At 68.6% G+C, this 23,440-nt stretch carries 20 protein-coding genes and 2 pseudogenes; 8 read left to right on the top strand and 14 right to left on the bottom strand.

What is annotated here, in order from left to right:
- Window positions 1–77 precede the first annotated feature (77 nt).
- From ACWD4B_RS12560 to ACWD4B_RS12530, 7 genes and pseudogenes are all read right to left on the bottom strand, one after another.
- On the bottom strand, window positions 78–587 hold the full coding sequence (locus ACWD4B_RS12560) for a hypothetical protein (RefSeq protein WP_451420740.1): 510 nt from the start codon (window positions 585–587) through the stop codon (window positions 78–80).
- 225 nt (window positions 588–812) lie between these two features.
- A pseudogene (locus ACWD4B_RS12555) lies at window positions 813–998 on the bottom strand (CorA family divalent cation transporter); the annotation flags it as partial.
- Window positions 999–1,362: 364 nt separating this feature from the next.
- Window positions 1,363–1,578, bottom strand: coding sequence for a DUF6243 family protein (locus ACWD4B_RS12550; protein ID WP_451420739.1), 216 nt, complete (start codon window positions 1,576–1,578; stop codon window positions 1,363–1,365).
- Between the two features lie 460 nt (window positions 1,579–2,038).
- Window positions 2,039–2,200, bottom strand: coding sequence for a hypothetical protein (locus ACWD4B_RS12545; RefSeq protein WP_451420738.1), 162 nt, complete (start codon window positions 2,198–2,200; stop codon window positions 2,039–2,041).
- Between the two features lie 557 nt (window positions 2,201–2,757).
- Window positions 2,758–4,638, bottom strand: coding sequence for an ATP-dependent nuclease (locus ACWD4B_RS12540; RefSeq protein WP_451420737.1), 1,881 nt, complete (start codon window positions 4,636–4,638; stop codon window positions 2,758–2,760).
- Between the two features lie 272 nt (window positions 4,639–4,910).
- A complete protein-coding gene (locus ACWD4B_RS12535; RefSeq protein WP_451420736.1) occupies window positions 4,911–5,327 on the bottom strand; it encodes an NUDIX domain-containing protein in 417 nt (138 codons plus the stop codon).
- The gene (locus tag ACWD4B_RS12530) at window positions 5,321–5,503 is read right to left on the bottom strand and encodes a hypothetical protein (protein WP_451420735.1); all 183 of its coding nucleotides are present in this window, start codon (window positions 5,501–5,503) and stop codon (window positions 5,321–5,323) included. The genes ACWD4B_RS12535 and ACWD4B_RS12530 overlap by 7 nt, the downstream gene beginning before the upstream one ends.
- Here ACWD4B_RS12530 and ACWD4B_RS12525 point away from each other — a divergent pair.
- The 3 genes from ACWD4B_RS12525 to ACWD4B_RS12515 all read left to right on the top strand — a co-directional run bounded on the left by ACWD4B_RS12525 (window position 5,498) and on the right by ACWD4B_RS12515 (window position 7,285).
- Window positions 5,498–5,620, top strand: a complete 123-nt coding sequence (locus ACWD4B_RS12525; RefSeq protein WP_451420734.1) for a hypothetical protein — start codon at window positions 5,498–5,500, stop codon at window positions 5,618–5,620. The genes ACWD4B_RS12530 and ACWD4B_RS12525 overlap by 6 nt on opposite strands.
- A 5-nt stretch (window positions 5,621–5,625) precedes the next feature.
- The gene (locus ACWD4B_RS12520; RefSeq protein WP_451420733.1) at window positions 5,626–5,883 is read left to right on the top strand and encodes a hypothetical protein; all 258 of its coding nucleotides are present in this window, start codon (window positions 5,626–5,628) and stop codon (window positions 5,881–5,883) included.
- A 217-nt stretch (window positions 5,884–6,100) separates the two neighbouring features.
- A complete protein-coding gene (locus ACWD4B_RS12515; protein ID WP_451420732.1) occupies window positions 6,101–7,285 on the top strand; it encodes a cytochrome P450 family protein in 1,185 nt (394 codons plus the stop codon).
- 113 nt (window positions 7,286–7,398) lie between these two features.
- On the opposite strand, the gene ACWD4B_RS12510 is transcribed toward ACWD4B_RS12515, so the two are convergent.
- On the bottom strand, window positions 7,399–7,854 hold the full coding sequence (locus tag ACWD4B_RS12510; RefSeq protein WP_451420731.1) for a hypothetical protein: 456 nt from the start codon (window positions 7,852–7,854) through the stop codon (window positions 7,399–7,401).
- A 450-nt stretch (window positions 7,855–8,304) separates the two neighbouring features.
- On the opposite strand from ACWD4B_RS12510, the gene ACWD4B_RS12505 reads away from it, so the two are divergent.
- Together ACWD4B_RS12505 and ACWD4B_RS12500 are read left to right on the top strand one after the other, a co-directional pair.
- Window positions 8,305–9,048 (top strand): ABC transporter ATP-binding protein, encoded by a 744-nt coding sequence (locus ACWD4B_RS12505; RefSeq protein ID WP_451420730.1) that lies wholly within the window; start codon window positions 8,305–8,307, stop codon window positions 9,046–9,048.
- Complete coding sequence (locus ACWD4B_RS12500) at window positions 9,042–11,600, top strand: FtsX-like permease family protein (protein WP_451420729.1); 2,559 nt, start codon at window positions 9,042–9,044, stop codon at window positions 11,598–11,600. Before ACWD4B_RS12505 ends, ACWD4B_RS12500 begins: the two co-directional genes overlap by 7 nt.
- A gap of 231 nt (window positions 11,601–11,831) precedes the next feature.
- Here ACWD4B_RS12500 and ACWD4B_RS12495 read toward each other — a convergent pair whose 3' ends face one another.
- The 3 genes from ACWD4B_RS12495 to ACWD4B_RS12485 form a co-directional block, all read right to left on the bottom strand.
- On the bottom strand, window positions 11,832–12,497 hold the full coding sequence (locus tag ACWD4B_RS12495; RefSeq protein ID WP_451420728.1) for a nitroreductase: 666 nt from the start codon (window positions 12,495–12,497) through the stop codon (window positions 11,832–11,834).
- A 74-nt stretch (window positions 12,498–12,571) separates the two neighbouring features.
- Window positions 12,572–13,300 (bottom strand): SDR family oxidoreductase, encoded by a 729-nt coding sequence (locus ACWD4B_RS12490; protein WP_451420727.1) that lies wholly within the window; start codon window positions 13,298–13,300, stop codon window positions 12,572–12,574.
- A gap of 437 nt (window positions 13,301–13,737) precedes the next feature.
- Window positions 13,738–15,531 carry an RICIN domain-containing protein gene (locus ACWD4B_RS12485; RefSeq protein ID WP_451420726.1) on the bottom strand — a complete coding sequence of 598 codons (1,794 nt, stop codon included), beginning with the start codon at window positions 15,529–15,531 and terminating at the stop codon, window positions 13,738–13,740.
- A gap of 894 nt (window positions 15,532–16,425) precedes the next feature.
- On the opposite strand from ACWD4B_RS12485, the gene ACWD4B_RS12480 reads away from it, so the two are divergent.
- Entirely contained in the window at window positions 16,426–17,313 is an 888-nt protein-coding gene (locus tag ACWD4B_RS12480; protein WP_451420725.1) for a class I SAM-dependent methyltransferase, read from the top strand.
- A gap of 287 nt (window positions 17,314–17,600) precedes the next feature.
- On the opposite strand, the gene ACWD4B_RS12475 is transcribed toward ACWD4B_RS12480, so the two are convergent.
- From ACWD4B_RS12475 to ACWD4B_RS12465, 3 genes are all read right to left on the bottom strand, one after another.
- The gene (locus ACWD4B_RS12475) at window positions 17,601–18,803 is read right to left on the bottom strand and encodes a hypothetical protein (RefSeq protein WP_451420724.1); all 1,203 of its coding nucleotides are present in this window, start codon (window positions 18,801–18,803) and stop codon (window positions 17,601–17,603) included.
- A 541-nt stretch (window positions 18,804–19,344) separates the two neighbouring features.
- Entirely contained in the window at window positions 19,345–20,823 is a 1,479-nt protein-coding gene (locus tag ACWD4B_RS12470) for a nitrilase-related carbon-nitrogen hydrolase (RefSeq protein ID WP_451420723.1), read from the bottom strand.
- Window positions 20,824–21,103: 280 nt separating this feature from the next.
- Window positions 21,104–22,069, bottom strand: a complete 966-nt coding sequence (locus ACWD4B_RS12465; protein WP_451420722.1) for an alpha/beta hydrolase family protein — start codon at window positions 22,067–22,069, stop codon at window positions 21,104–21,106.
- A gap of 167 nt (window positions 22,070–22,236) precedes the next feature.
- Between ACWD4B_RS12465 and ACWD4B_RS12460 the strand changes: the two genes are divergently transcribed.
- Together ACWD4B_RS12460 and ACWD4B_RS12455 are read left to right on the top strand one after the other, a co-directional pair.
- The gene (locus tag ACWD4B_RS12460; protein ID WP_451420721.1) at window positions 22,237–22,833 is read left to right on the top strand and encodes a TetR/AcrR family transcriptional regulator; all 597 of its coding nucleotides are present in this window, start codon (window positions 22,237–22,239) and stop codon (window positions 22,831–22,833) included.
- 216 nt (window positions 22,834–23,049) lie between these two features.
- Window positions 23,050–23,438 (top strand): annotated as a pseudogene (locus tag ACWD4B_RS12455) (thiol-disulfide oxidoreductase DCC family protein).
- The last annotated feature ends 2 nt before the right edge of the window (window positions 23,439–23,440 follow it).

The raw sequence follows: 23,440 nt of genomic DNA, 5'->3' as shown, positions 1-23,440 counted from the left end.
TTTCAAACGTCGATCCCGGTCCACTTTTCAAACGACGCCCACACTCGCTGTGCGGACTCTGTGACGAGCCGCCGAGCTCACCTCGTGAGGCTCTTGCGGCGAACACGCAGTGAGTACTTCTTCCTTCCCCCAGGTTTACCGCTGCTGCCCCAGCCGCCGCTGGTGGCTACGTCCCACCCCTGCTGTTCCTTCATCTGAGCGGCGAAGGTACGCAGGTCGTGAATCTCGCAGCCGCAGTTCAGCGTGACGCTGACGCCGATGTACGGGCTCCGGGGGTTGTCCTTGGCGTAGGGGTTCGGCTCCCACTGCACGTCGTGGACGTGCTCCTTGAGGCCGGTGCGTTCCTCGTCGTGCTTGATCCGGTGTGCCTTCGCGTACTCATCCAGGTCGTCGATCGCGAACAAATGGCTCGACCACTCTCCGGGCCAGACCGCGAAGAGACGGGACTCGCCGGCCACGGCCCGTTCGTAGGCGGCGCGGTCGCTCCCGTGCGTCACCGTGCCGTCCTTGTGCACCTCGATGTAGCAGGTCGTACGTGCGGTGTAGGGGAAGTCCATCCCCGTTGCCGCGGCACTCCTCGGTTCCATCCGGCCCTCCCGGTGTGAGTCTCCTCGCGGCTGCCCAGTCAACACTCTTGGTGATGCTCTGGGGGAGAGGAATCGGTAAATCTGGGACGGGTGCGGTACTTGCAACGGTTGGTGGTGCAGGTGATGCTCCGCTCCACGGCGGTGCGCATTCTCCCCAGGGAGTCGGGAGTCGTCCTCGGTGTCATTCGCGTACGCAAAGTTGATCGAGGCGTCGCGCCCTCGTCGTTACAACCAGTCCCGCCGCTTGAAGATGAAGTACAGGCTCGTACACACCGCTGCCATCAGCAGGATCGCGAACGGGTACCCACCTGCCCAGTGCAGCTCCGGCATGTTGTCGAAGTTCATCCCGTAGATCGTTCCCACCAACGTGGGTGCGAACAGGATCGCCGCCCACGACGAGATCTTCTTGAAGTCGTCGCCCTCGGGGCGCTGACCTGCGGGAAGTGACTGGAAGGGTGCTCTGACCTGCGATGGTCCGTCTTTCCAGTCGTTTCGCCATGCTGCCTGTTTGTACGGCCGATCCTCCCCAGCCGCTCCCCAGCGGGGCCTCATTCTCCCCAGATTCTCCCCAGAGGGGGGCTGTCTCTGAAGGAAGATCGCTGCTGGTCGGGCCCGTCACTGCCACCATCCCGAGCCGCACCAGCAGCGTCACCACCAGCGGGTCCCCGTACTCCGCTGAGCGGGACCGGCCGCGCCCGATACGGCGGCAGGGCCCGGACCGTGCGTCGCGGTCCGGGCCCTGCCCCGTGGGGTGCCGCCCTGCGGCGGCGGTGCGTCAGCTCTGTGCGGTGTCGTCGCTCGCCTGCGCGGCGGCCTCAGCTGCGCGTGCCTTTTCGCGCATCTTGCGCACCAGCTCCGCCTTCTGGGCGGCGGCGCCCTGGCGGTCGAGGTTGCGGTGCGGACCGTTGTTCTGCCGTTCGGCGCGGGACAGCTTCTTGCGCTGGCCGCCGCCCTGGCCCACGGGGTTGTTGATGTTCTTGCTGTCGGTCACGGGTTCTCCCGGTGGCGATGTGAAGTGATCTACGGATTCATTCGGTGGGGGACGGGTGCGGCGACGTCGAGGGGCGTCAGCGGGGCCCGTCGCGCTCTCACTCGTAAATCGGCGTCTGGAAGAACATGACAAAGACGTTACCTGGTTCCGCCCGCCCTGCGCGCCAAGATTTTCGCCGTCCCGGCGCCGGTCGGGCCTTCGGCATGCGCCCGGGGGGAGCTTCCTTCCGGGAATCTCGGCACTGCTCGCACCCGCTGGTGGTCGCCGCCCGCCCGGAGCAGGTCCTGATGGGCGTTACCGGGCCACCACGGGCGTTGCCAGTGGTCGCGAGCGCACTGACGGCACGGGCACAGACCTGATGTCGGCGAAGGGGTAGCACAGCAGAGAATGGGCCAACCGTTTTAGGGGGGCCGGGTGAACCGGCCGACTCGCTGTCTCCACCAAGGACCGGGACGATCGGTCATGCTTCCGACGCCTTCCGGACGAGGCTGTAGTGCTGTATGGCAGAGCCGAGGATGTCCCGCCAGAACGGCCGGACCACTGCCCCCTCGGTCACCAGGAGCCGGTCGAGACGCAACCGCAGCCGCGGCGGGGCGAAGACCTCCGCGAGCAGGGCAATCACACCGCGTCCCTGTGGTCGGAGTCGTTGGTGGACAGCAGCGCCTGCCAGCCATGGACGAAGTGTTCCCTGTTGGACGCGTCGCGTGCCCATGCTCTCCAGGCGAAGTGGATCCGTCTGCTGCTGCCCCTACCGCAGTCAGCTCCATCCAACGGGCGAAAGCGCGGCCGCGAAACCGGGCCTTCAGCGCGTCTTCGCGTGAAGATGCGGCTGTGGAGGACCTGCCGCAGAGTGGAGTGTCCGCCTCGTTGCCTGGTCCGCGGAGAATCGCTTCGCCGAGCATTCCGGGGGTCGGGGGTGTTGTCAGTGGCGTTGGGCAGAATGTGGTCAGGGGGAAGGAGTGGCTATGTCCACCGAGGGCTCTGACCTGCGCATACCTACGCCGAGTGGCTGCCGTTGGTGTGGGATCGAACAGCGTGAGCACATGCAGCGATGGAAGCCGCCTGTGGGATGGCATGAGTGGGTTGCTCCTACGCTGGAGCAACGCAAGGAGCGCATGCTAGCCCGCCGCCGGCAGGATCAAGCTGGCACCAGTGGCGGGCTAGCGGCCCAAGGGCGGCTCAGGAAGCTGCCTTCCTGAGCTCCTTGAAGATGCTCCGCAGCTGCTTCGGTACATCTTGTGGATCATCCAGGGCCATGGCCAGATCCGACATCATCCGAGGCTTGCCGCCGGGGCCACTAGCGCTGCCGGACTGCAGCATCTGCTGCACTTCGGCACTGAACTTGCCCTGGCCGCGAAGCGCAGCGAAGTCGGCAGGCTGCCAAGTGCCATCGTCCTTCGGCCAGATCTCGTTGGCGACGCGAGCCCATAGGTCGTCCTTGAAGAGCTCCTCGAGCTCGTTGAAAAATTCCCCCTGCGGATCGTTGTCCTCAGGTTCCCCGAGAAATTTCACGTAGCGGGAGGCGTCGGTACCGAAGAATTGGGTGAGCTTGGGAGTTTTGAAGATGCTCTTGCTCACGTTGCGGCTGTCGGCGTCGACCACCAACATGACAGTGCGGCCCTGTTTGACGAGGTAGCGGGCTAGGTGCAGGGCGCCTTCATTGTTGAAGCACGCCCACAGAGCGATACCGGCTGCCTGCAGCGACAGCCCCTCGCACAGCCGGAACAGTAGAGGAAAGGCTTGCTGCTCGGTTTCGCCTTCCACTGCCAGGAAACAGCGCTCGTGCAGCAGCACGGAGTTTCTCAGCCCGACCGCAGCAGCGATCTTGCCTAGATAGTCATCGATCTCTTTCCCGAGAACTCCGGCCCCGAGCCGCTCCACGACCGTCCGGTGGTTCTCAAGCTTCAGGTGCACCACGTCGGAGATATCGACCCCGTCGATGAGGTTCATCGAATGCGTCGCCACCACCACGTTGACGTCGCGGATGTCGCTCTGCGCCCGAATCAACTGCATGATCTTGCGCTGATGCGTGTAGTCGAGGTGAGTGTCCGGCTCGTCGTACACCACGATCGTCTGCACGGACGGCGGCTCGAGCGGCTCTCCCTCACCTGGACCGACGGTAGGGGCGGTGTCTTCCTCCGCTGCCAGGAGCTCCTGGGTCCACTCCCAGATTGCCAGTGATATACGGCGGTTGCTGCCTAGTCCAGTGCGATCCAGCCCCACCGCTTCCCCAGCCCGGCGGGCGATGCGCAGCGGCGCACCCTTGAAGCCCTGCTGGAAAGACACGTCAGGATCGACGGAGACCTTCTGCAAATCCGGGCAGCGCGTCTGGATGTGATCACACAGAGACTTCGCATCGAGGCGGAGTCGATCCTGGACCTCGTTCTCGATGGCCGAGAGCCTGCCCTTGAGCTCGGGATCAGCCATGTGGCTGGCAAAGCGGTCGACTAGCGCAGTCCTGACAGCATCATCAGGCTTGGCGGCCTTGCCGTCGAAGGGGAGATACCGCGGCATGCGCTTGCCGAGACCAGATGGCGCCAAAACCCAGCCCTCCGAGCTAGCATGCTCCCGCCCGTGCGCGCGCAGAGCTCCGAGTAGGTCCAGCTTGCGTGTGGAGAGAGGGGAAAGCCCCAGCTCCCTCACGAGGGCTCTCGCGTCCGACACCTGATACTGCGACAGATCACGCAGCCGCTCGTCATCCGGAACGGCTTCCCAGATCTCCAGTCGAGACACGAGGTCCTCGCCAGCAGAACGGCGCAGCCGAATCTGTTCGGGAAGGTCGAACTCGTCCTGCTCCCAGGTGTCCAGGGTGAACCATCCGACGACACTTGTTTCCGCGCACCGTAACGGCGGAGTGGACTCGTCACCCCCGACGACATTCACATAGGTTCGATCGTCGAGTGTTAGTTCGTGCTTGCCGAGCAGGAAGGCGAGAGCGCCTAGTACAGCGCTCTTGCCCCCGTCGTTGTGGCCCGCGAGGATCGTAGGCTTCCCGACTGGGATGTCTGCAATCTCGGTCAACGAACGGAAGCCGCTCACGCCAAAGCTGTTCAGGTGCACTACGCGACCGCTCCAACTTCTGCGCCGGCACTCCCCTCGCGCGACCGCAGCCCACGCCGTCAGAGAGCTCTGGCGCCTCTTCCAACCCCAGACCGTTCATCCTAGAGCGTCCATCGCAGCGTCACCCTCAGTCCCCTCAATCTCCGACTACGCCCTACGAACAGACACGCCCTAAGGACCAGGGTTCTCAGGCATGCCTCGGCTCGCAGCGGAACATGACCATGCGCAGCCTGCCCCGGTGATCAGGTCGCAGTGGTCGCAGCGACTGGTGGTCATGGGCGGGTGTCCTCCGAAAGGGCAAGGATCGTCCGCGCATTCCGGTGGAGAGCGATCGCCTCTCGGCACCACGGGGGTACGCGGAGTCGTGGGAGCACCGAGACCGGGAACCAGTGGAGCATGATGCCCTCGGTGAGGGGGAGGGCGTGGGCGTCTCCGTCCCAGTGGCCGGTGTAGATGGCGATCGGGCCCTTGCCGAGGTGTTCGGCGTTCCTCTGCTGGACGGTGGTGAACTCCGCGAGTGGGATGGCGAGTCCGGTCTCCTCGGTTACCTCGCGTGCGACGGTGTCGGCCAGTGATTCGCCGGGTTCGGGACGTCCACCGACAGGTGTCCAGTAGCCGGGCCAGCAGATGCCTTCGATGTCGTCGCGGAGGTGGAGCAGGTATTCGCCCCGGCTATTCGTGATCAGCACGGATACCCCCGTACCGGACTTGGTCGCTTCCGCTTCGAGATCGGGGCGCCGGTGGTGGCCGAGGCACGGGCCGAGTCGGTGTCGGTCTCGGCAAGTTCGTCCAGAGTCTGGAACATCGTGGCCAGAGAAGACTGTCCGAAGCGCTCGCCGTCCGCGATGGAGTTGCTGATGTGCACGACCGGAACGAAGTCGATCCGCAGGTCCAGGCGGTTGAGGGTTGTGCCGTCGGCGCGCTCGCGGAAGTGGCCTTGTCGATGCTGAAGGCGCGCGAAAAGAACAGGCCCGGCGGGTAGTTGGCGTGCTCCAGCGCCGCCGCGTGGGTGGCGACCTGTGGGTGGACGTGCACGCGCAGGTGTGCGGTGGCCTGGCGGTCGATGCGTTCGAAGGCGTCGGCCTGATCGGTGAGCGCGCTGAGGACCGCGTCGACGTCCGCGCCGGTGGCGTCCTGGTGCTCGTCGCGGCGGCCGAGGCCGAGCCGGGCTTTGCGGTCGAGCAGGGTGCTGAGGAATCAGCGGGTTGGGCCCGAGCGGCGTGCAGGCTTCACCACGGGCCGTAGGTGCACCAAGGGCGCCCGAAGCACGCTCCCTGCGCACCCGCGAGGTACGCACGCACCCGAGTGGGAACGAGAGTAACCCGGTGCGATGTCTTTCGTGCACCGCACACCCAGCCCGGTACCACGATGATGGTTGTCATCCACTTCAAGATCCTCACTGGATTTCCAGGAGGGCCCGCGTGGCCGACGCATTCACTACCGCCAACGGAGACACACGCGCATGAGCACCACCACGGGCTGTCTGTTCGCGGACGAGACCATGGCCCATCCCCACCGCATTTACGCTCAACTCCGTGAGACGGGCCCGGTCCACCGCACGACCACACCGGGCGGCGCCCCGGTCTGGTTCGTCACCCGCTACCAGGATGTGCGTGCGGCGCTGGCGGACCCACGGCTGTCCCTCGACAAGGCCAACGCCACGACTGACAGCAGCTATCAGCCCTCGATGCCGTCCGAGCTGGATGCCCATCTGCTGAACATGGACCCGCCCGACCACACCCGCCTGCGCCGGCTGGTGTCGAAGGCGTTCACGCCACGCCGTATCGAGGGTCTGCGCGAGCGCATACAGGCCCACACCGACGAACTTCTGGATGCCGCCGCCGGCCCACCGGTCGATCTGATGGAGGCACTGACCTACCCGCTGCCCATGGCCGTCATCTGCGAACTGCTCGGCATCCCTGCCGATGCCCGGCGTGACTTCCGGGCCTGGACCAACACCCTGGTGGCACCGGAAGCGGACGCCGCGGTGGCTTCGAGAGCGGCTCTGAAGCAGATGCACCGGTTCCTCGCCGACATCATCGCGGCCAAACGGGCCGAGCCGAGCGACGACTTCCTCTCCGCAATGATCGAAGCCCGCGACGCACACGACCGGCTCACCGAGCCGGAACTGATCGCCATGGCCTTCCTCACTCTCTACGCGGGCTACGACAATGCGGTGAACCTCATTGGGACCGCCACCCTCGCCCTGCTCACCCACCCTGAACAGATGGCAGCAGTCCGCGACGGCCGGATCTCCATCCGCGCAGTGCTCGAAGAGACCATGCGCTGGAACTCGCCTTTCCCGCTGGCCGTACGCCGCTTCGCCCTGGAAGAACTCACCATCGCCGGAGTCCGTATCCCCGCCGGCGCACGCGTGTGGCTCTCCCTCCTCTCCGCAAACCGCGACAGCGAACAGTTCACGAACCCGGATGCCTTCGACAGCACCCGCACACCCGCACACCTCGGCTACGGCCACGGCATCCACTACTGCCTCGGCGCACCCCTCGCACGACTTGAAGCCGAAATCGCCCTTTCCAGCGTGCTGCGCCGCTTCCCGAAGCTCGCCCTGGCAGCAGCCGCAGACCAGTTGACATGGGTCCCGTCGTTCCAAAAACGTGGCCTGCAGGCATTGCCCGTCACCTGGTGAACGCCGGCCCGGCGCCGTCCCTGCCGACGGCAGGATCATGGAGGCGTGTCTGGAGAGTCGCGCAAGTCCGTAACGACCAGTGCAGCGGCCGGTCCTGAGGGGTACGCCTCGTGCTAGCTCAGAGAGTAGGTCTGCGACGGCCCGGAGCCCGCCGGGCGTTCGTGGAGGTAGACGACTGTCAGCCGGGAGAAATACGGCGCCTTTCCGGGCCGGTGCACCGGCCGGTACACCTCCACGCGCACCCGGAACGTATGGAAGCGGCCCCGGGCGCAGTCCGGTGTGCAGTCGTTGGCGACCTGCTTGCCCGCGCCGTGCGCGGTGCGGGCGGTCCAGTCTGCCCAACGCAGCCCGCGCAGGTCGTTGTTGCCGTCCCCGCATGCCAGCATGTATTCGCGTGGCGCGACCTGGTCGTGGCGCAGGCAGTCGACCAGGACCGGAGTCCTGTGCAATCCGGGATCGTCGGCGGTACGCGAGGGGGCGACGTCGGAAGCGGAGGCGGGTGTTGCCGCGGTGACGAGGAGAGCGGCAGCGGATACGGAGACGCTGAGCAAATGATGGCTGGAGGACATGAGCGGTGTCCCTTCGGGCTTCGAGCAGGGCTGGGTGGCTCTGTCAGCTAGACCGTCCACGCGCCCGGCCAGTTGCCTGATTCCAGGCCAAATCACCTGCACCAGGGGAGTGGTACGGCGGGATGCCGGGGAAGGCCGCGGCGTGTGTCGGCCCGAGCGTTTTTTCGGGTCGTACACGACCGTTTTTCAGCCGGATTGGGTCGATGCGCCGTTCGCGTGGTTGGGGTGCGTTGTCCTTGCCCGAGGTGTTCCTCAACCCCGGTGGTGACGCTGTGGCCGTTGGCACGGGCACGCTGCCGGACGACGCCGTGGTCTGCAGCTGCCACATCGGGTCGCACGCCTGGGGGAAACCACCCGCCACACCCCGTACCGGGGGTGTAGCCAGCTACACCCCCGGTACGGAACCTCGTGTCATTGAGCCGCTCTCATCCCGGCTGATGGGATGTGATCATGAACGCCACGGACTTTGCTGTTGAACTTCGATCGGTTCGCCGGACCTACCGGCGCGGACCCGAGCCGGTCGTCGGCCTGGACGAGGTGAGTGTCGGCTTCCCCTTCGGCACCTTCACCGCCGTCATGGGCCCCTCCGGGTCCGGCAAGTCGACCCTGCTGCGGTCGGCCGCCGGTCTGGAGGCGATCGACCAGGGCGAGGTGAGGGTCGACGGCACCGTCCTGGGTGGTCTGCGCGACAACGAGCTGACGGTGCTGCGCCGGGAGAAGATCGGCTTCGTCTTCCAGTCCTTCAACCTGCTCCCCGCCCTGACAGCAGCACAGAACGTGGCGCTCCCGGCGAAGCTGGCGGGCCGTCACCCCTCGCCGTCCGAGGTGACCGCCGCCCTGTCCGTGGTCGGCCTCGCCGACCGGGCCGGACACCGGCCGGGCGAGCTCTCCGGCGGTCAGCAGCAGCGCGTCGCCATCGCCCGTGCGCTGATCACCCGCCCGGCGGTGCTGCTGGCCGACGAACCGACCGGCGCGCTGGACACCAAGAGCGGCCGCGAGGTCCTCGCCCTGCTGCGCACCATGGCCGACGACGCCGGCCGGGCCGTGGTCATGGTCACCCACGACCCGGTCGCCGCCTCCTACGCCGACCGCGTGGTCTTCCTCCGGGACGGCCGGCTGGCCGGCTCGCTGGAGCGGCCCACCGCCGAGCAGGTTGCCGCCCGGATGACCGCGCTGGAGGCCGTCGCATGCTGAGCCTCGCCCTCGCCACCATCAAGCTGCGCTGGGCCTCGTTCGTCGGCAGCTTCGTCGCGCTGGCCTGCGGCGTCGCCCTGATGGCCACTTCCATCCTGGTCATGAGCGCCACCTCCGGCGTCCCCGATCAGGGCCGCCAGCGCTTCTCGCAGGCCCCGGTCCTGGTGACCGCCAACCGGACCCTCGACTTCACGCAGGACGACGGGGACGTCTCCCCGACCCCGGTCGCCCTTCAGCAGGGCCTGCCGGCCGAGCTGATCGCCGCCGTGGCCAGGACCGGCCGGACGGTCGAGGACCGCACCTTCTACGCCCAGCTCGCGGACGGCCCGCACGACCAGGTCGGACGCGCCTGGTCCAGCGCCGCCCTCGGCGGCTACCGGCTGGCCGCCGGCTCGTCGCCGACCGCCGACAACCAGGTCGTCATCGGCGGCGGCAGCCCCGACCAGGTCGGCCGGCGCGTCCAGTTCGTCACCGCCGACGGCCTCCACACCGCGACCGTCTCCGGTGTCACCGAGGCGGAGCCGTTCGAGCACGCCGTCTTCTTCACCGACGCGCAGGCCGCCCGGTTCAGCCCCGCCGTCGGTGTGCTGGCCGCCTTCGGCGACGCCGACTCGGTCCGCCAGGCCGTGGACGCCGTCGGCGGCGCGAGCGTCGCCCGGGTGCTCACCGGCACCGAGCGCAGCCAGCTGGATCCGCACCACATCGACGTCGCCGGCCAGTTGGAGAACGTGCAGACCCCGCTCGGCCTCTCCGCCGCGGTCTCCGGCGGCACGGCCGTGTTCGTGGTCGCGGGCACCTTCGCGCTGTCGATCGCCCAGCGCCGCCGCGAGCTCGCCCTGCTCCGCCTGATCGGTGCCACCCGCAAGCAGCTGCGCACCCTGGTCAATCGGGAGGCCCTGCTGGTCGGCCTGCTGGCCTCCGTCGCGGGCTGCGTGCTCGGTGCGGCCGGGGCGCCGCTGGCCGGCCGGTGGCTGATCGACCACGCCATGGTGCCGGCCGACTTCACCGTCCCGATCAGCTGGTGGGGGCTGCTCGTCGCGGCCCTGATCGGACTGCTGACCGCGATGGCCGGCGTGGTGCTCTCCTCGTTCAAGGCCGGCCTGGTCAGCCCCGGCGAGGCGCTGATGGAGGCCGACGTCGAGCGGCGCTCGCGGTTCGCGCTGGCGGTCCGCTGGATCAGCGGCTTGCTCGTGCTCGGCGGCGGCATCGGGGCGCTCATGCTGGTGGCCCGGACCTGGCCCGACGCCGCGGCCAGCGCCGCGGACTCGCTCGGTCTGCTGCTGGCCATCGTCGGCGGCTGCGTGCTGCTGGCGGGCGTGCTGGCCACCCCGGTGATCCGGCTGTTGACGGTGCTGCCCGGCCTCTCGGCCCGGTTGCGCGGTCGCCCCGCCGAGGACGGCGGCGGCATCGTCTGGGCCACCGCCCGGCAGAGCTCGCTGACGGCCTTCCGGCGCACCGCCGCCACCACCACCCCGGTGGTGCTGGTCATCGCCTTCGTCGGCTGCCTGCTCGGCAGCATCGACACCATCAACCGCTCGAAGGTCACCGAGGTCCGCAACCAGCTGGCCGCGGCCGACTTCGTCGTCGCACCGGCCGGCACGCCCGGGCTGAGCCAGGCCGTGGTGGACCGGGTCCGGGCTGTCCCCGGCGTGCAGAGCCTGGTGATCACCCCGACCCTGGTGATGGCCGATCAGGATGGCCAGGCCCTGGTGTCCTTCAGCGCCGCCGCGGTGGATGCCGCCGCGCTGGCCGGGGTCGACCGGCTCCCGGTCGTCTCGGGCTCGCTGGCCGGCCTCGGCCCGGACTCGATCGTGCTCAGCCGCACCTGGCCCGGCTCGCCCCGGGCCGGACAGCAGGTCTCGGTCCTGCTGGCCGACGGCACCCCCCGGACCCTGCGGGTCGCCGCCGTCCTCGGCACCGGCGCCGAGGCCACCCAGGCCTGGGTCACCGCACCCAACGCCGTCACCGGCGGTGTCGGCGGCCGGACCCTGGCGAGCCAGATCCACCTGCGGCTGCTGCCCGGCACCGACCGGCAGCAGGCCACCACCGCCCTCCAGACGGCCGTGCACGGGCTGGGCGCCCGGCTCGCCACCCCGCAGGAGACCTGGTCGGCGGCCACCGACAGCAATGAGAAGGCCTCCCGGAACGCCCTGTTGATGATCCTCGGCCTGGCCATCTGCTACGCGGCCATCGCTCTGGCCAACTCGCTCGTGATGACCGTCACCGACCGCAAACGGGAGCTGTCCCTGCTCCGCCTGGCCGGCGCCACCAAGGCCCAGGTGCTGCGCACCGTCGCCATCGAGACGCTGATGTGCGTGGCGGCCGGGACGGTCCTCGGCCTGCTCGGCACGGCGATCAGCATCGGCGGCTCCTGGACGGCCCTGACCCACCTGGTCGGCCCGACACCCGCCGTCGTGCCCTGGGGCGTGATGGGCGTGCTCGCCGCCTGCTGTGCGGCCATCGCGCTCACCGCGGCCGTGCTGCCGGCCGCACTCGCCCTGCGGGGCCGGGACGGCCAGAACATCCTGCGCGGGGCCGCCGGGGAGGCCTGACCCGCCATGCCTGCCGTCCGCTCTCGGGTGCCACGTGCATGGCCGTGGGGAATGATCTCCAGGACGGCGGGAACGATCACCCGCCAAGCGGACGTCACTGCAGGACAACGGGTGGTGTCGGTTGACCGACGCCACCAAGGATGCGGCACGGTCGGTCATCGCGGGCACCGCTTGACCGGCCTTGCCGGCATTCAGCACGTCCAAGGCTGGCACTTTAGGCGGCTACGAGATCTATCCGCCGACGAACGTGACGGTCTCGTCGAGCGGCGCCCGGCCCGTACGGACGTAGCCCACTGTGCGGTCCTCGAAACCGATCGACATGCCGCAGAAGAGAATGAGCCCGTCCGGGGGTGACAGGATCTCCGCAACGGTCCTGCGATACACCGACCACGCCATCTGCGGGCAACTGTCCAGCCCTTCGGCGCGCAGCAGCAGCATGACCGTCTGCAGATACATGCCGACGTCGGACCACTGAGGCCGGCCCAAGTCGCGGTCGATGTAGCAGAACAGGGCGGCGGGCGCACCGAAACAGTCCCAGTTCGCCGCAGCGGCCCGCTGGCGCGCCTCCCAGTCCTCGCGCTCGATACCGAGTGCGCTGTAGCGCTCGTGGCCGAAGGCGGATCGGCGCTCGTGGTACGGAGACTTCAGTGCGGGCGGGTACATCTCGTACTCCCGCTCGTCCCAGGGGTCGCATGCGGCCACCCGCTCGCCGGCGCGCTTCTTGAGCTCGGCCAGCGGCTCACCGGTCACCACGTAGGAGCGCCACGGCTGGAGGTTCGATCCGGACGGCGCCCAGGCCGCAGCCGACAGCACCCGCTCCAGCACCCGTCGCGGGACGGGCCGGTCGGTGAACCCGCGCACCGCCCGTCGGCTCGTGACCGCCTCATAGACATCCACGATCAGCTACCTCCCTCGGTCATCTACCGCTCACGACTGCTCCTGGACGCGCAGGAGGCGGGGATGTGGGGATGTCAGGAGAGCCAGTCGGCGTAGTGGGTGGGGGCGAGGCGGGCGTTCTTGTCGGTGAGGACGTCGCCCTTGACGACGGCGAACATGCCGGCGGTGGGGTCGGTGACGACGGTACGGCTGTCGCCCTTGCGGGACAGAGTGATCCGGCCCAGCTCGTCCAGGGGGAAGACCTCGGGTCCTGCGATGTTGCGGATGCCGTTCAGCGGAGCCCCGGCGGCGACCTCCGCCACCGCGTCGGCCACGTCCTGGGAAGCGATGGGCTGGATGGGCGTGGCGGGCAGCCGGACGGTGTCGGCATCGGCGGTCCAGGACAGGACCGCGTCCATGAAGTCCATGAACTGCGTGGCCCGCACGATCGAGTAGGGGATCGGCCCGGCCGCGAGGATCTTCTCCTGGAGCGCCTTGGCGCGGTAGTAGTCCAGCTCCGGCACCTGGTCCACGCCGACGATCGAGAGGATGACGAGGTGGCCGACGCCGCCCTTCCGGGCCGCGGCCAGGAGGTTGTCCATCGAGGTCCGGAAGAAGGCGAGCGAGGCCTCGTCGAAGGTCGGGGAGTTGGTCAGGTTGACGACGGTGTCGGTTCCCGCCACCGCCTCGTCCAGCCCCTGGCCGCCGATGATGTCGACTCCGGTGGACTTCGAGTGCGGTACGGCCTCGTGTCCGGCGGCGTTCAGGTTCTTGACGACCTGCGAACCGATCAGTCCGGTACCGCCGATGACTGCGATCTTCATGACGTGCCTTTCACCGGGATTACTACGCAATATGGCATATACAACGCCATGTGGGTGGGGCATGAACGGCTCGCTGATCGTCCTGGTACGCGGTCGCATGCGAGAGCAACCGACTCAAGCGCCATCGGGCGGTCGCCACCCGGTTCGACACCATCCGGTTGGCCGCCCGAGACTTCCCCGGACGGCCAACCAGGCAGGTCACCGAGTTCTCCAACATGCCCTGGCTATGGCGGGTGCACCGGCACTCGGCGCGCTGGTGTGCATAGCGGGTCAGATCGCGACGAGCTAACAGCACATGCAGGTCACGGCGTTGACCGTCGGACAGTGCGACACGCAGCACCTTCGGCATGGCGTCCCTCCCACAGGACGCCATGCCCCACGATCAGTGTCCGCGCACAGGGTGAACTCGTACGCCGACAATCAGCCTCACGGCTCCGTCAGCTGAGGAAGGTCCACAGTTGGTTGGTCTGGCCGTTGTCCAGGTAGACGCCGGCCCAGCGGCCGTCGCCGGTCAGGTTGCGCAGCACGTCCAGATCCCAGCGGGAGTAGACGTTCACCAGGTGCACGGAGCCGTTCGGCCCGGGTACAAGCTGCCAGTCCTGGGTGGGCTGTCCCGCGCAGTCGTACTGGTCGACCCAGTCACCCGCGGATGCGCTGGTGCCGTTGTGGACGTCCAGGCACTTGCCGGACTCCTCGTTGACGACGGTGAAGGTGCCAGGGCCGCTGGCATCGAGGTGCCAGTGCTGGTTGGCACCGCCGTTGGCGGTGTAGGTGACCACATGGGCGACATTGTCCCGGGAGGCGCCCTCGACATCGAGCAGCCGGTTGCCGTTGCTGACGCTGGCGATGGTGGACGACTGACGGTTCGCCAGTTCCCACTCCTGGTTGGTCAGACGGTTGCAGTCGTAGATGCCGACCGCCGCGCCGTCGCCGGTGGCTCCGCCCAGGACGTCGAGGCAGCTGCTGGAGTGGTAGCCGTTCACCAGCATCCCGGTGGCCGAGTCGTCCGGCGACGGCTTAAAGATCCACTGCTGGGTGGCCTGGCCCGCGCAGGTGTACTCGTCGACCGTGTCCCGGCTCTGCGCGGTGCCGTTGTGGACGTCGAGGCACTTGCCGGTCTGCTCGTTGACCACCGCGAAAGCCGGCAGGTTGAACAGGGGCACCAGGCGCCACGTCTGCTCAGGACCCGCGGCGGGCACCGCCGCCCGCCCACCGGTGCGGCTGGAGGCGCGGTAGGTGATCAGGTCCGTCTGGTCGGTGGGGGAGCCGCCCGGGACCGCGAGGCGGCGCTCGTCATTGCTGACGCTGCGCAGCTCGACCGCCCCGGCCGCGGCCCGCAGCGGAAGCGGCAGCAGGCCCACCGGGGCGTGGTCACTGCTCATCGCGTTCAGCCGCTGCCCCTCGTACAGCGCGCCCGCGGCCAGGGCCCGACCGGTGAAGAAGTAGTCCGCCTCCGACGGAGTGCCGTTGGCGGTGTAGAAGCCGACGGTGGGCTGGCCACTGCGGTACTGCACGGCCCCGGCCGGCGCCGCGACCGGCCGCACATCGGGATCCCGGTTCCAGTCCCCCATGGCCAGCCAGTCAGTGCCGGGCGCCGCGGCCTGGATGGCCTGGAGTGTGGACTCCGCGTTGTTCGGCTGCCCGCCCCGCGAGTCCGCGTGCGCGGTCCAGAACGTCGCGTTGCCGAACCGCACCCCGAACGTCGGCCGCGCCCCGGCGGTCGGGGCGTACACGATCTGCTGGGTCCGCCACCGGGTGACGATGCCCAGGTTGACCCGGTTGCCGCCGAAGTCCGTCCGCAGATAGTAGATGTAGACGATGTCAGGGGCGTGCTGGGTGCCCCGGTTCCATCGGTAGACCTCCACGTTCTGTGGGCCACCGGTGGCGATCGTCTGGATGTGCGTTCCCGGCACCACCTGCCCGGGGCCGGCCTCCTGGATCCCGATCATGTTGTAGCCCTGGCCCAGGAGCTGCGGCAGGTCCTCGGTCCACTTGTTGGTGTTGCCGCCGGTGCCCGCACCCTGCAGGTTGTAGGTGGCGGCCTGGACGTCCTCCAGGGTGTTCGGCGGCGGGGGCGCCGCACTCGCCGACGTGGCCGCCCCGAGCGTCAGCCCGGCGATAGCCAGGGCCATCGCCACCGCGCCCGCTACGAGCCGGACCAGCCCGGCCCATGACCAGGCCCGCCCGCCCCCCTTCCCTCTGCACTGCCTCCGGTCAATGGATAACCGCATCCCGTCCTCCGTTCGCCAGGGCCGCCACACCGCGGCCGACAGGGACACAGAATCTCCCGGACTGCTGCGCGTTACACCGGCGACGGGGGTGCCGGTAAGAGCCCCGTAATAGATCCCGCTGGCTCATGTCCACGCCTGACCGGACCCGGTGAATTGCGCCGCCGGTCCTTCCCGGCCCGACCTGGCCGAGGACTCGTGCACGAGAAGGATCAGCAAGCGACTTCGCCGTAATCGCCTAGACGATACTGAAAGGTCTTCAGTGACGCCGCGGCCGCAGCGTCACACGGGAGCCAGTTGCGGCACGTCGCCGGGCGCTGGGGGCCAATCTGCGGGTGGCGATCGAAGAAGTCGGCAGGCTCCGGATTGGGCCTAGTACTACAGCCGGTGGTTTCACGGTGAGTGAGCTCGGGCTGCTCGGGTGCGGTAGTGGCCGGCGCGGGCTCGGGTTTGGTGGTGGGTGCGCCAGCGATGCCAGTGCATGATCAGCCACGTGCCGGCAGCACGGACGGGAGCGAGGACGAGCCGGTCGTACAGGCGCCCGCAGGTTCTCCCGCGACGCCGGACGCGCGAGCACATCGCCCACCGAGGCGCACCGCACCTCCAACTCCCCGTCCAGCACACGGATATCGGCCTCGCTCAGCTCGCCCGCCCCAGCCGTCCCCGGCGGCATCCCCAGTCCCACGAACGGCTCAGCGAGCCCACCGCCATCACGTCACGTGAACAACCAGCTGTAATACTAGGGGTTTCCGTAAACGGAATGGGTTCTGCTGGAAGCGGGCGGGCAGGCGCACGGCGGCGCCCTGCCGCCACACCGGCGGCCGGTGCCCGCCGCCCCTCCGACGCCTCCAGCCCCCCGCGCGAATCCCTGGATCCTCTACGAAGGGCAGGTTCGTCATGCTGAGAAAAGTGCAGTCGATCGGCAAGGCCATCCAGGCCGTCACGACGTCCGATCCGGACACCCGCGTCAGACGGCTCTACGAACTAGCCGACCCCGAGAGGCAGTTCGCGCACCGCACCACCCGCTACATCAACATCGGCTACTGGGAGGACGGCACCAGGGACCCGGACCGGGCCGGCGAGGCCCTCGCCCTCAAGCTCGCCGACATCGCCGGCTTCAAGCCGGTCCACACCGTCCTCGATGTCGGATTCGGCTACGGGGAACAGGACTTCGCCTGGTTACGGGGAAACAGGATCCACAAAGTCCACGGACTGGAGGTGACACCTCGCCACGTCGACGGTGCCCGCGCACAGGCCGAGTCGGAAGGCTTTCAGGAACGGGCGGAGTTCCTCGTCGGCAGCGCCACCGAACTCCCCTTCGAGGACGGCATCTTCGACCGCGTCGTCGCCCTCGACTCCGCCCTGCACTTCCACCCCCGCAGCACCTTCCTCAAGGAGGCGCTGCGCGTCCTGAAACCCGGCGGCGTCCTGGCCGCCATCGACACCATTCCGCTGAGCGGCGACACCCCCCGCGACACCTTCAGGACCAAGCGCCTCAGCCTGTACAGGTTCAGCGTGCCCGACGCCAACTGGTACGACCAGCAGGCCTACGCCCGGCAGCTCCTCGAAGCCGGTTTCGCCGACCCGGACGTGACCTCGATCCGCGACCGGACGTGGGAGGGCTGGTACCGCTACTGGACGGGCCTGGTCGGCGACCCGGAAGCCCTGAAGGAACTGCACCCGGAGGCCGCCCGGGAATTCGTCAAGGAGTGGAGCGAACAGGAGCTGATCCGGCAAGAGGTCGACCTGCTCGACTCCGTCGCCGTCGTCGCCCGTAAACCGTAACGGCGCCGCCCGCGGACCGGCACAGACAACCGTCCCCCGGCCGCCGGGCCGGGGGACGGTCACCCTCTCCGATGGTCTGGTGGGCCGGGGGCATGGCGCGTGGCGATCTGACGGATGATGAGTGGGCCCTGGTCGAGCCGCACCTCCCGCCGCTGGGGGAGATCGCGGAAAGGGTGGCGGTGCTGGGGCGGGTGGCGCGGCGGTCGGGGTGGCCGAGTGATTCCGGAGTGGGGGGCGTTCGGGGGCCCGCCCGTGTGCGGGTGGGCCCCCGAACGGGTGGGCGGTGGTTATGGCCGCCAGATCACAGCGGTGCGCGTGGAGCTTCCCGGTGTCGGGAAGGTGATCCGGACGCCGACGGCCACGCCGGAGTTGTTGATGGACGTGGCGTAGGAGTTGCTGCCGTCCGGTGTCACGTTCAGTTCGGTCAGGCTCCCGTCGGCCTCGTAGCGGAGGGCGAAGCGGTGCAGAGTATCCATCGAGTTCTTGGCCCCGGTGTGCCCGACGGAGACACCGGCGTCGTTGACGGCGACGGCAGTGGTGTACTCGTAGGCGGAGCCGATCGCCGTGGCGGTGCCGTCGGGGCTCCAACTCGTGGCGGTGTAGTCGATGTTGTCCGCTCCGAGCTGTCGACCGACGACGGTGCCCGAAGCGTTGATGGCGTTCGCACTGGAGTGCGGGCCCAGGTCCGTGACGGTGCCGTTGGCGCCCCAGGTCACGGAGCGCGACTGGTAGATCGTGCCACCGGTCGGCACGGCCCCCTGCGCGAGCACGGTGCCGGCGTCGTTGATCTGGACGACCCATGCGGTGGAGTAGGCCGAGGTCGGGTCGAGCGGGACGGGAGTGCCGTCCGGGTTCCACTTCACGGGGTGGTAGGCGTTGTAGTCCGAGAAGGACACACCGGCGACTGTGCCCGAGCTGTTGACCGAGAGGGCGAAGGTGAGGGTGTCACCCTTGAGCGGAGCGAGCTGGACGGCCTGGCCGTCCGGGCGCCACTTCACTGCGTGGTAGGTCCCGCCGAGCGCGGACTCTCCCACCGCGATACCGGTGCGGCTCATCGCGCGGAAGTCGGCGCTGGTGTCGCCGGGCAGCGGCTGCAGTTGGGTGACCGTGCCGTCGGGCGCCCAGCGCACCGGGCGGGTCCCCGACCAGCCGGCGGCGGTGCCGTCGTCGCTGACGGCCTCGACGTAGCCCGTCGGGTCCCCGGGCAGCAGCGGGGGGAGCGTCGTGGGGGTGAGGTCCGCATTCCAACGGACCGGAGACATCCGGTTGTTGGGACCGTCGGTGTAGCCGACGATCACCCCGTTGTCGTTGATCGCGGCGGCATGGCTCGAGGTGGCGCCGGGCGGGAGGGGCAGGTCGGCGGCCACGTTGGCCGCCGCGCCGGTGCCGGCCGACGCGCTGCCGGCCGTGGCCAGCGTGAGGGTACAGACGGTGGCCAGGGCGATGGTGGCGGCGCCCGCGGACCGCAGGGCTCTTATGCCTATGCTCATGACGTGCGTTCCTCGTCTCGTGGACTTCATCGGAATGGCACTGTGGTGATGCTGTGTCATGTTTCGCGTGGAGAGATCCTGTGCGCCACACTGTTCGATGCACAGGAACTTCACTCAACCTTCACGAAGTTCTGCGCGGGCGCAGCGGAATCCGGGTGCCTGTGCGGGATCCGTCGGTGAAGTACGCATGACGCCCGATGACCCCTGGAGCGTCTTCGTACGTTCGGATCTTTAGGTTGATTGGAGGCTGCGGATCCACAGGATCGCCCCGCGCAGAGGGAGTCCGGCGAGGTAGCTCTCGGACGTCTTGTGGTAGCGGGTGGCCGGCCCGCGTCACTCTGGCGATGACGGCGTCCTGGTCCCGGCGCAGTGGATATTCGGACGGTGCACCCGCTCCGGCGCGTCGCCGCAGTCCAGGAACGCGATCACCTCGTCTGGGGTCCAGCCCGCGTCCGCCTCCGATGGCCCGCACGGCTGAGGCCCCCAGGCAATCGGGCCTGCCCAGCGGTGAGTTCGCGCCTCTCACTACCCGCCCCACTCCTCAGCCGTCAGTCGTACGACGCCAGGGTCGCGTCACCGCGATGGCCGTGAGCGCGGCGAGGCCGGTCAGGCAGAGCCAGGCGAAGGTGTCGCCGATCCGGTCGTAGATCGTGGTGGTGCCGTGCGTGGGCACGTAGGCCACCATCGTCTGCTGATCCGTCGTGAAGTAGTCGGTGGTGGCGAGGACATGGCCCTTGTTGTCGTAGGAGGTCGAAACTCCCCGCGCGTCCTGCCGCACCAGTGAATAGCCGCCCTCGATGGCTCGCAGACTCGCCTTCGAGGTGTGTGCGCCGCCGTACTCCTTCCAGTCGGCAGAGGGGACGAGCATGATGTCGGCCCGCGTCCGCATCATGGCGGGGAAGTCGGCGTCGTAGCAGATGACATTGGTGATGCGGCCGTACGGGGTGTCCGCGACGGGCACCCGGCCGTCACCGGGTGTGTACTTCTCCGAGCCGGGGATGGGGTGCGCCTTCTGGTAGGTCCACAGCACCTTCCCGTACGGATCGATGAGCAGCGCCTCGTCGCGGCCGTAGGCGGGGCCGGTCGTGCTGTAGACGCGGACGCCGATCTCCAGGTAGATCCCGGACCGGCGGGCCTGTTCCTTTGCGGCCGCGATGGCGGCAGGTGCGTGGGACTCCTGGGTCCTGACGGCCTCCTCGGGCCAGATCACGATCTTCGCTCCGGCGGTTGCCTCGCGCCGGGTGGCGGCCAGTAAGTCGTTCTCGACGGCGGTCATCGCGGGTTCCACCTCCGGGGCGGGCGAAGCGGCGATGTCTGCCGGCCCTCCGTCGATCTGCCTGAGCACCGTCTGGAGGGAGTCGGTCACGGTTCTGCTGGGGCTCACCCCGGCGATCCGCACGGTCGTGCCCGTCGACGGGTCGAAGACGAGGCGGGCACCGCCGGTGAGTACGACGGTCAGCAGTACCGTCCCGTAGACCAGGCCGCTGCGCCATGCGGGCCGCTCCCAGATCCGGTTGACCGTGCTCGCGAAGTAGCCGATCAGGAATGCGATCCCCCACGGCCCGGTGACCGAGACGACCTGCAGAAGCGGAAGGTCGCCGTACTGCGTGACGGCCAGGCAGCCGTACGCCGTTCCGAGCGGGGTCACGATCGTGATCAGGAACTCGGCAGCGGCGAAAGCCGCAGGGAAGGCGAGAGCCGCCACGGCCGGGCGTAACCGGTCGACCAGCAATCTGTCGGCCAGGAACGGCAGTGTCTGCAGGGCGGTGAGAGCGATCGCGATCACGACAGCGGCGGGGCTGAAGCCGAGCTCCGACTCCTGGATCCAGAAGACCGCCGCGGCGATGTGCGCCAGCCAGATCCACAGCGTTCCGGACCACACGCGGCTGAGGCGGGCGAAGCGCACCAGGAGTACGGGGAAGATCCAGGCCGCCGCCGCGATGTCCCAGCGGCTGCCCACCGCGAACAGCATCGTGCCCGTGCCGAGCATCAGCAGTCCATACCGGGACTTCGCTGACATCCCTTGCTTCTTCGGGGAGTTGGTCGTGGATGTTTCGCCCTGGGGAGGCCGCGCGATCGAGGTGGCGAGGGGATTCGCCGGCGGGAGGTTCGTCTCGAACAGTGCAGGAGTCTGGGCAGCGCGGAGGCAGCCGGTTACGGCCAAGGGCCCTGGGTGCCGAGGCACTTCACACCGTGGCGGTCGGCTGCCCAGGCACCGTCGTCGAGTACGAGCCCGCTGACTGTCCGTATGTACTCCTTCCGCTTTGTTCGGCCGGGCGGCTATCGGGATGGGTAGGGGCTTACTTGGATTCGACTCGTCCTACCGGGTCGGGGCCGGTCGTCAGCGCCTCGCACGCCGTCTGCCAGGTGGGGGCGCCGGGATGAAGCTGGGTGTGGAGGTAGGCCGCGGTGAGCCGGGCGAGGGCGGCGACTCGTTCGGGGTTCTCGTCCGTGGTCTCGGCGGCGTCGTATCCGGCGATCCCGCCGAGTCCGTGTTCCGCGTCGAACAGGGTGAGCAGGGTCTTGGGGCCGGGGGCGAGGGTGTAGGGGTCGGCGTGCCAGTTGGGCCCCATGTCGGTGAAGTGCCGGGAGTCGTCCTTGTCGCCGGCGACGACCAGTGCGGGGGCGGTCATGGTGGAGAAGCCGACGGCTCCGATGATCGGCCACTGCTCGGCCATGGGCCCGTTGAGGACTTCGCCGCCCCTGCCGGGCGCGGCGAGCAGAACGCCCGCCTTGATCCGTGGCTCGACGAGGTGGACCACGTCGCCGGTGTCGGGGTCGGTGAGCCCGGCGCCCAGCAGGAGGGCGGCGGTGAAGCCGCCGAGCGAGTGTCCGGCGAGGGCGACCTTGGTGTGGTCGATGCGTCCCGCGAGCTGGGGCACGGTGTGCTCGATCGCGTCGAGCCGGTCGAGGATGTGGGTCATGTCCTCGGCGCGGGAGCGCCAGAAGTCGGGTGCGCCGGGTGCGCCGGCGACCAGGTGGCTCAGGGTCCGGGAGGTGAGGTGGGTGGGCTGGACGACGACGAATCCGTGGGCGGCCCAGAAGTTGGCGAGCGGCGCGTAGCCGTTGAGCGAGGAGAGGTTGTTCGAGGGGCCGTGACCGTGGGAGAGGAGGATGACGGGAAGGCTGGTTCCGGTCGCGGGTGCAGAGACGCGCACCTGGAGGTCCACGGGACGTCCGGGCACGGGGAGGACCACGGGGCTGAAGGACAGGACCGGGACGGGCGTGCCCAAGGCGTCGGCGCTGGTGGCAGTGGATGTGCTCACGATGTGACTTCCCTTTCGGTGGCACCTGCCGTCCGCTGGTCTCCTGGGACCGGCGAAGGGCAAGGCGGTCAGGAGCGGCCGTTTCGGCTAACCTGAAACGGAGCATCGCTCCATTTAGTATCCGGAGCAGTGTTCCGTTTTGTCAATCGGTCGGGAAGGACTATGTGATGGCCACCGAGAGCCCCGCAGGGGGGACGTCGTCCCGAGGCAAGCGGGCCGACGCCCAGCGCAACCGGCAGACGGTGCTCGCTGCCGCCGCCGAGGTGTTCGTCTCCTCCGGCGTCGACGCGCCGATCCGCCAGATCGCGGCCCGGGCAGGCGTCGGGATGGCCACGATCTACCGTCACTTCCCGACCCGGGCGGATCTCGTCACCGCCGTCTACCAGCACCAGATCGAGGCATGTGCCGAGGCCGGCCCGACCCTGCTGGCCACGGCCGGCTCCCCGTTCGACGCGTTGTGCCAGTGGATCGACCTCTTCGTCGACTTCCTGGTCACCAAGCACGGACTCGCCGACGCCCTGCAGTCCGACAACGACCGCTTCGCCGCGCTGCACGCCTACTTCCTCGACCGCCTGCTGCCCGTCTGCGCCCAACTGCTCGACGCTGCGGCCGAGTCCGGCGACATCATGCCCGGCACGCAGCCGTACGAGCTGATGCGCGGCATCGGCAACCTCTGTATCGGACGTGACAACGACCCCCGCTACGACCCCCGACGCCTGATCGCCCTCCTCCTCCAGGGACTCCAGCGACCTCACGCGTCCTGATGCCGACGAGCGACATCGCGACCGGGCCCCTTCGCGACTTCCACGCGATCCGAGCGACCGCCTCTCGACAATCGGAGATGCTGGCAGGCAGCAGAGGTCCTGAGCTGGTGCTGCCGCTTCTCGGGTTCTGGCACAGCTTCCGTGCTCGATGACGCTACGTGGCCGGTAATCGTCGGCGGAGCGACCACCCTGCTGTAGGCGCGGCATGATGCGATCATGCGGAATCAGCCTGTGCTCGTTTTGATGGAGATTGTGGCTTTTGCTCCACCTCGGTGAGGTTTGCTGAGCGGCGCCTACAGCCTCGTTGCGAGACCATTCCTTGGCAGTTCGCGGACTTGGAAGCCCTTGGCGTCACCTCAACACGAGCCGAGCACGAAGTGCTGTGGGTGACTCCCAGGGGCGTTGTGTATGGAGGCGCCCAGGCTGTTGCGAAGGCACTGTTGAGCGCAGGCGGAGGGTGGGCGCTGGCGGGTGCGTTGCTCATGTTGCCTCCCATGCGGTGGGCTGCCCACGGTGTGTATCGACTCGTCGCAAACAATCGTCACCGCATGCCAGGAGGCACCGCGGCATGCGCTTTGCCCGACCGGCGAGCGGTTGGCCTGTAGCC

This window comes from Streptomyces sp. NPDC002536, assembly GCF_053594995.1.
This window is presented reverse-complemented; position numbering and strand designations above follow the sequence as displayed.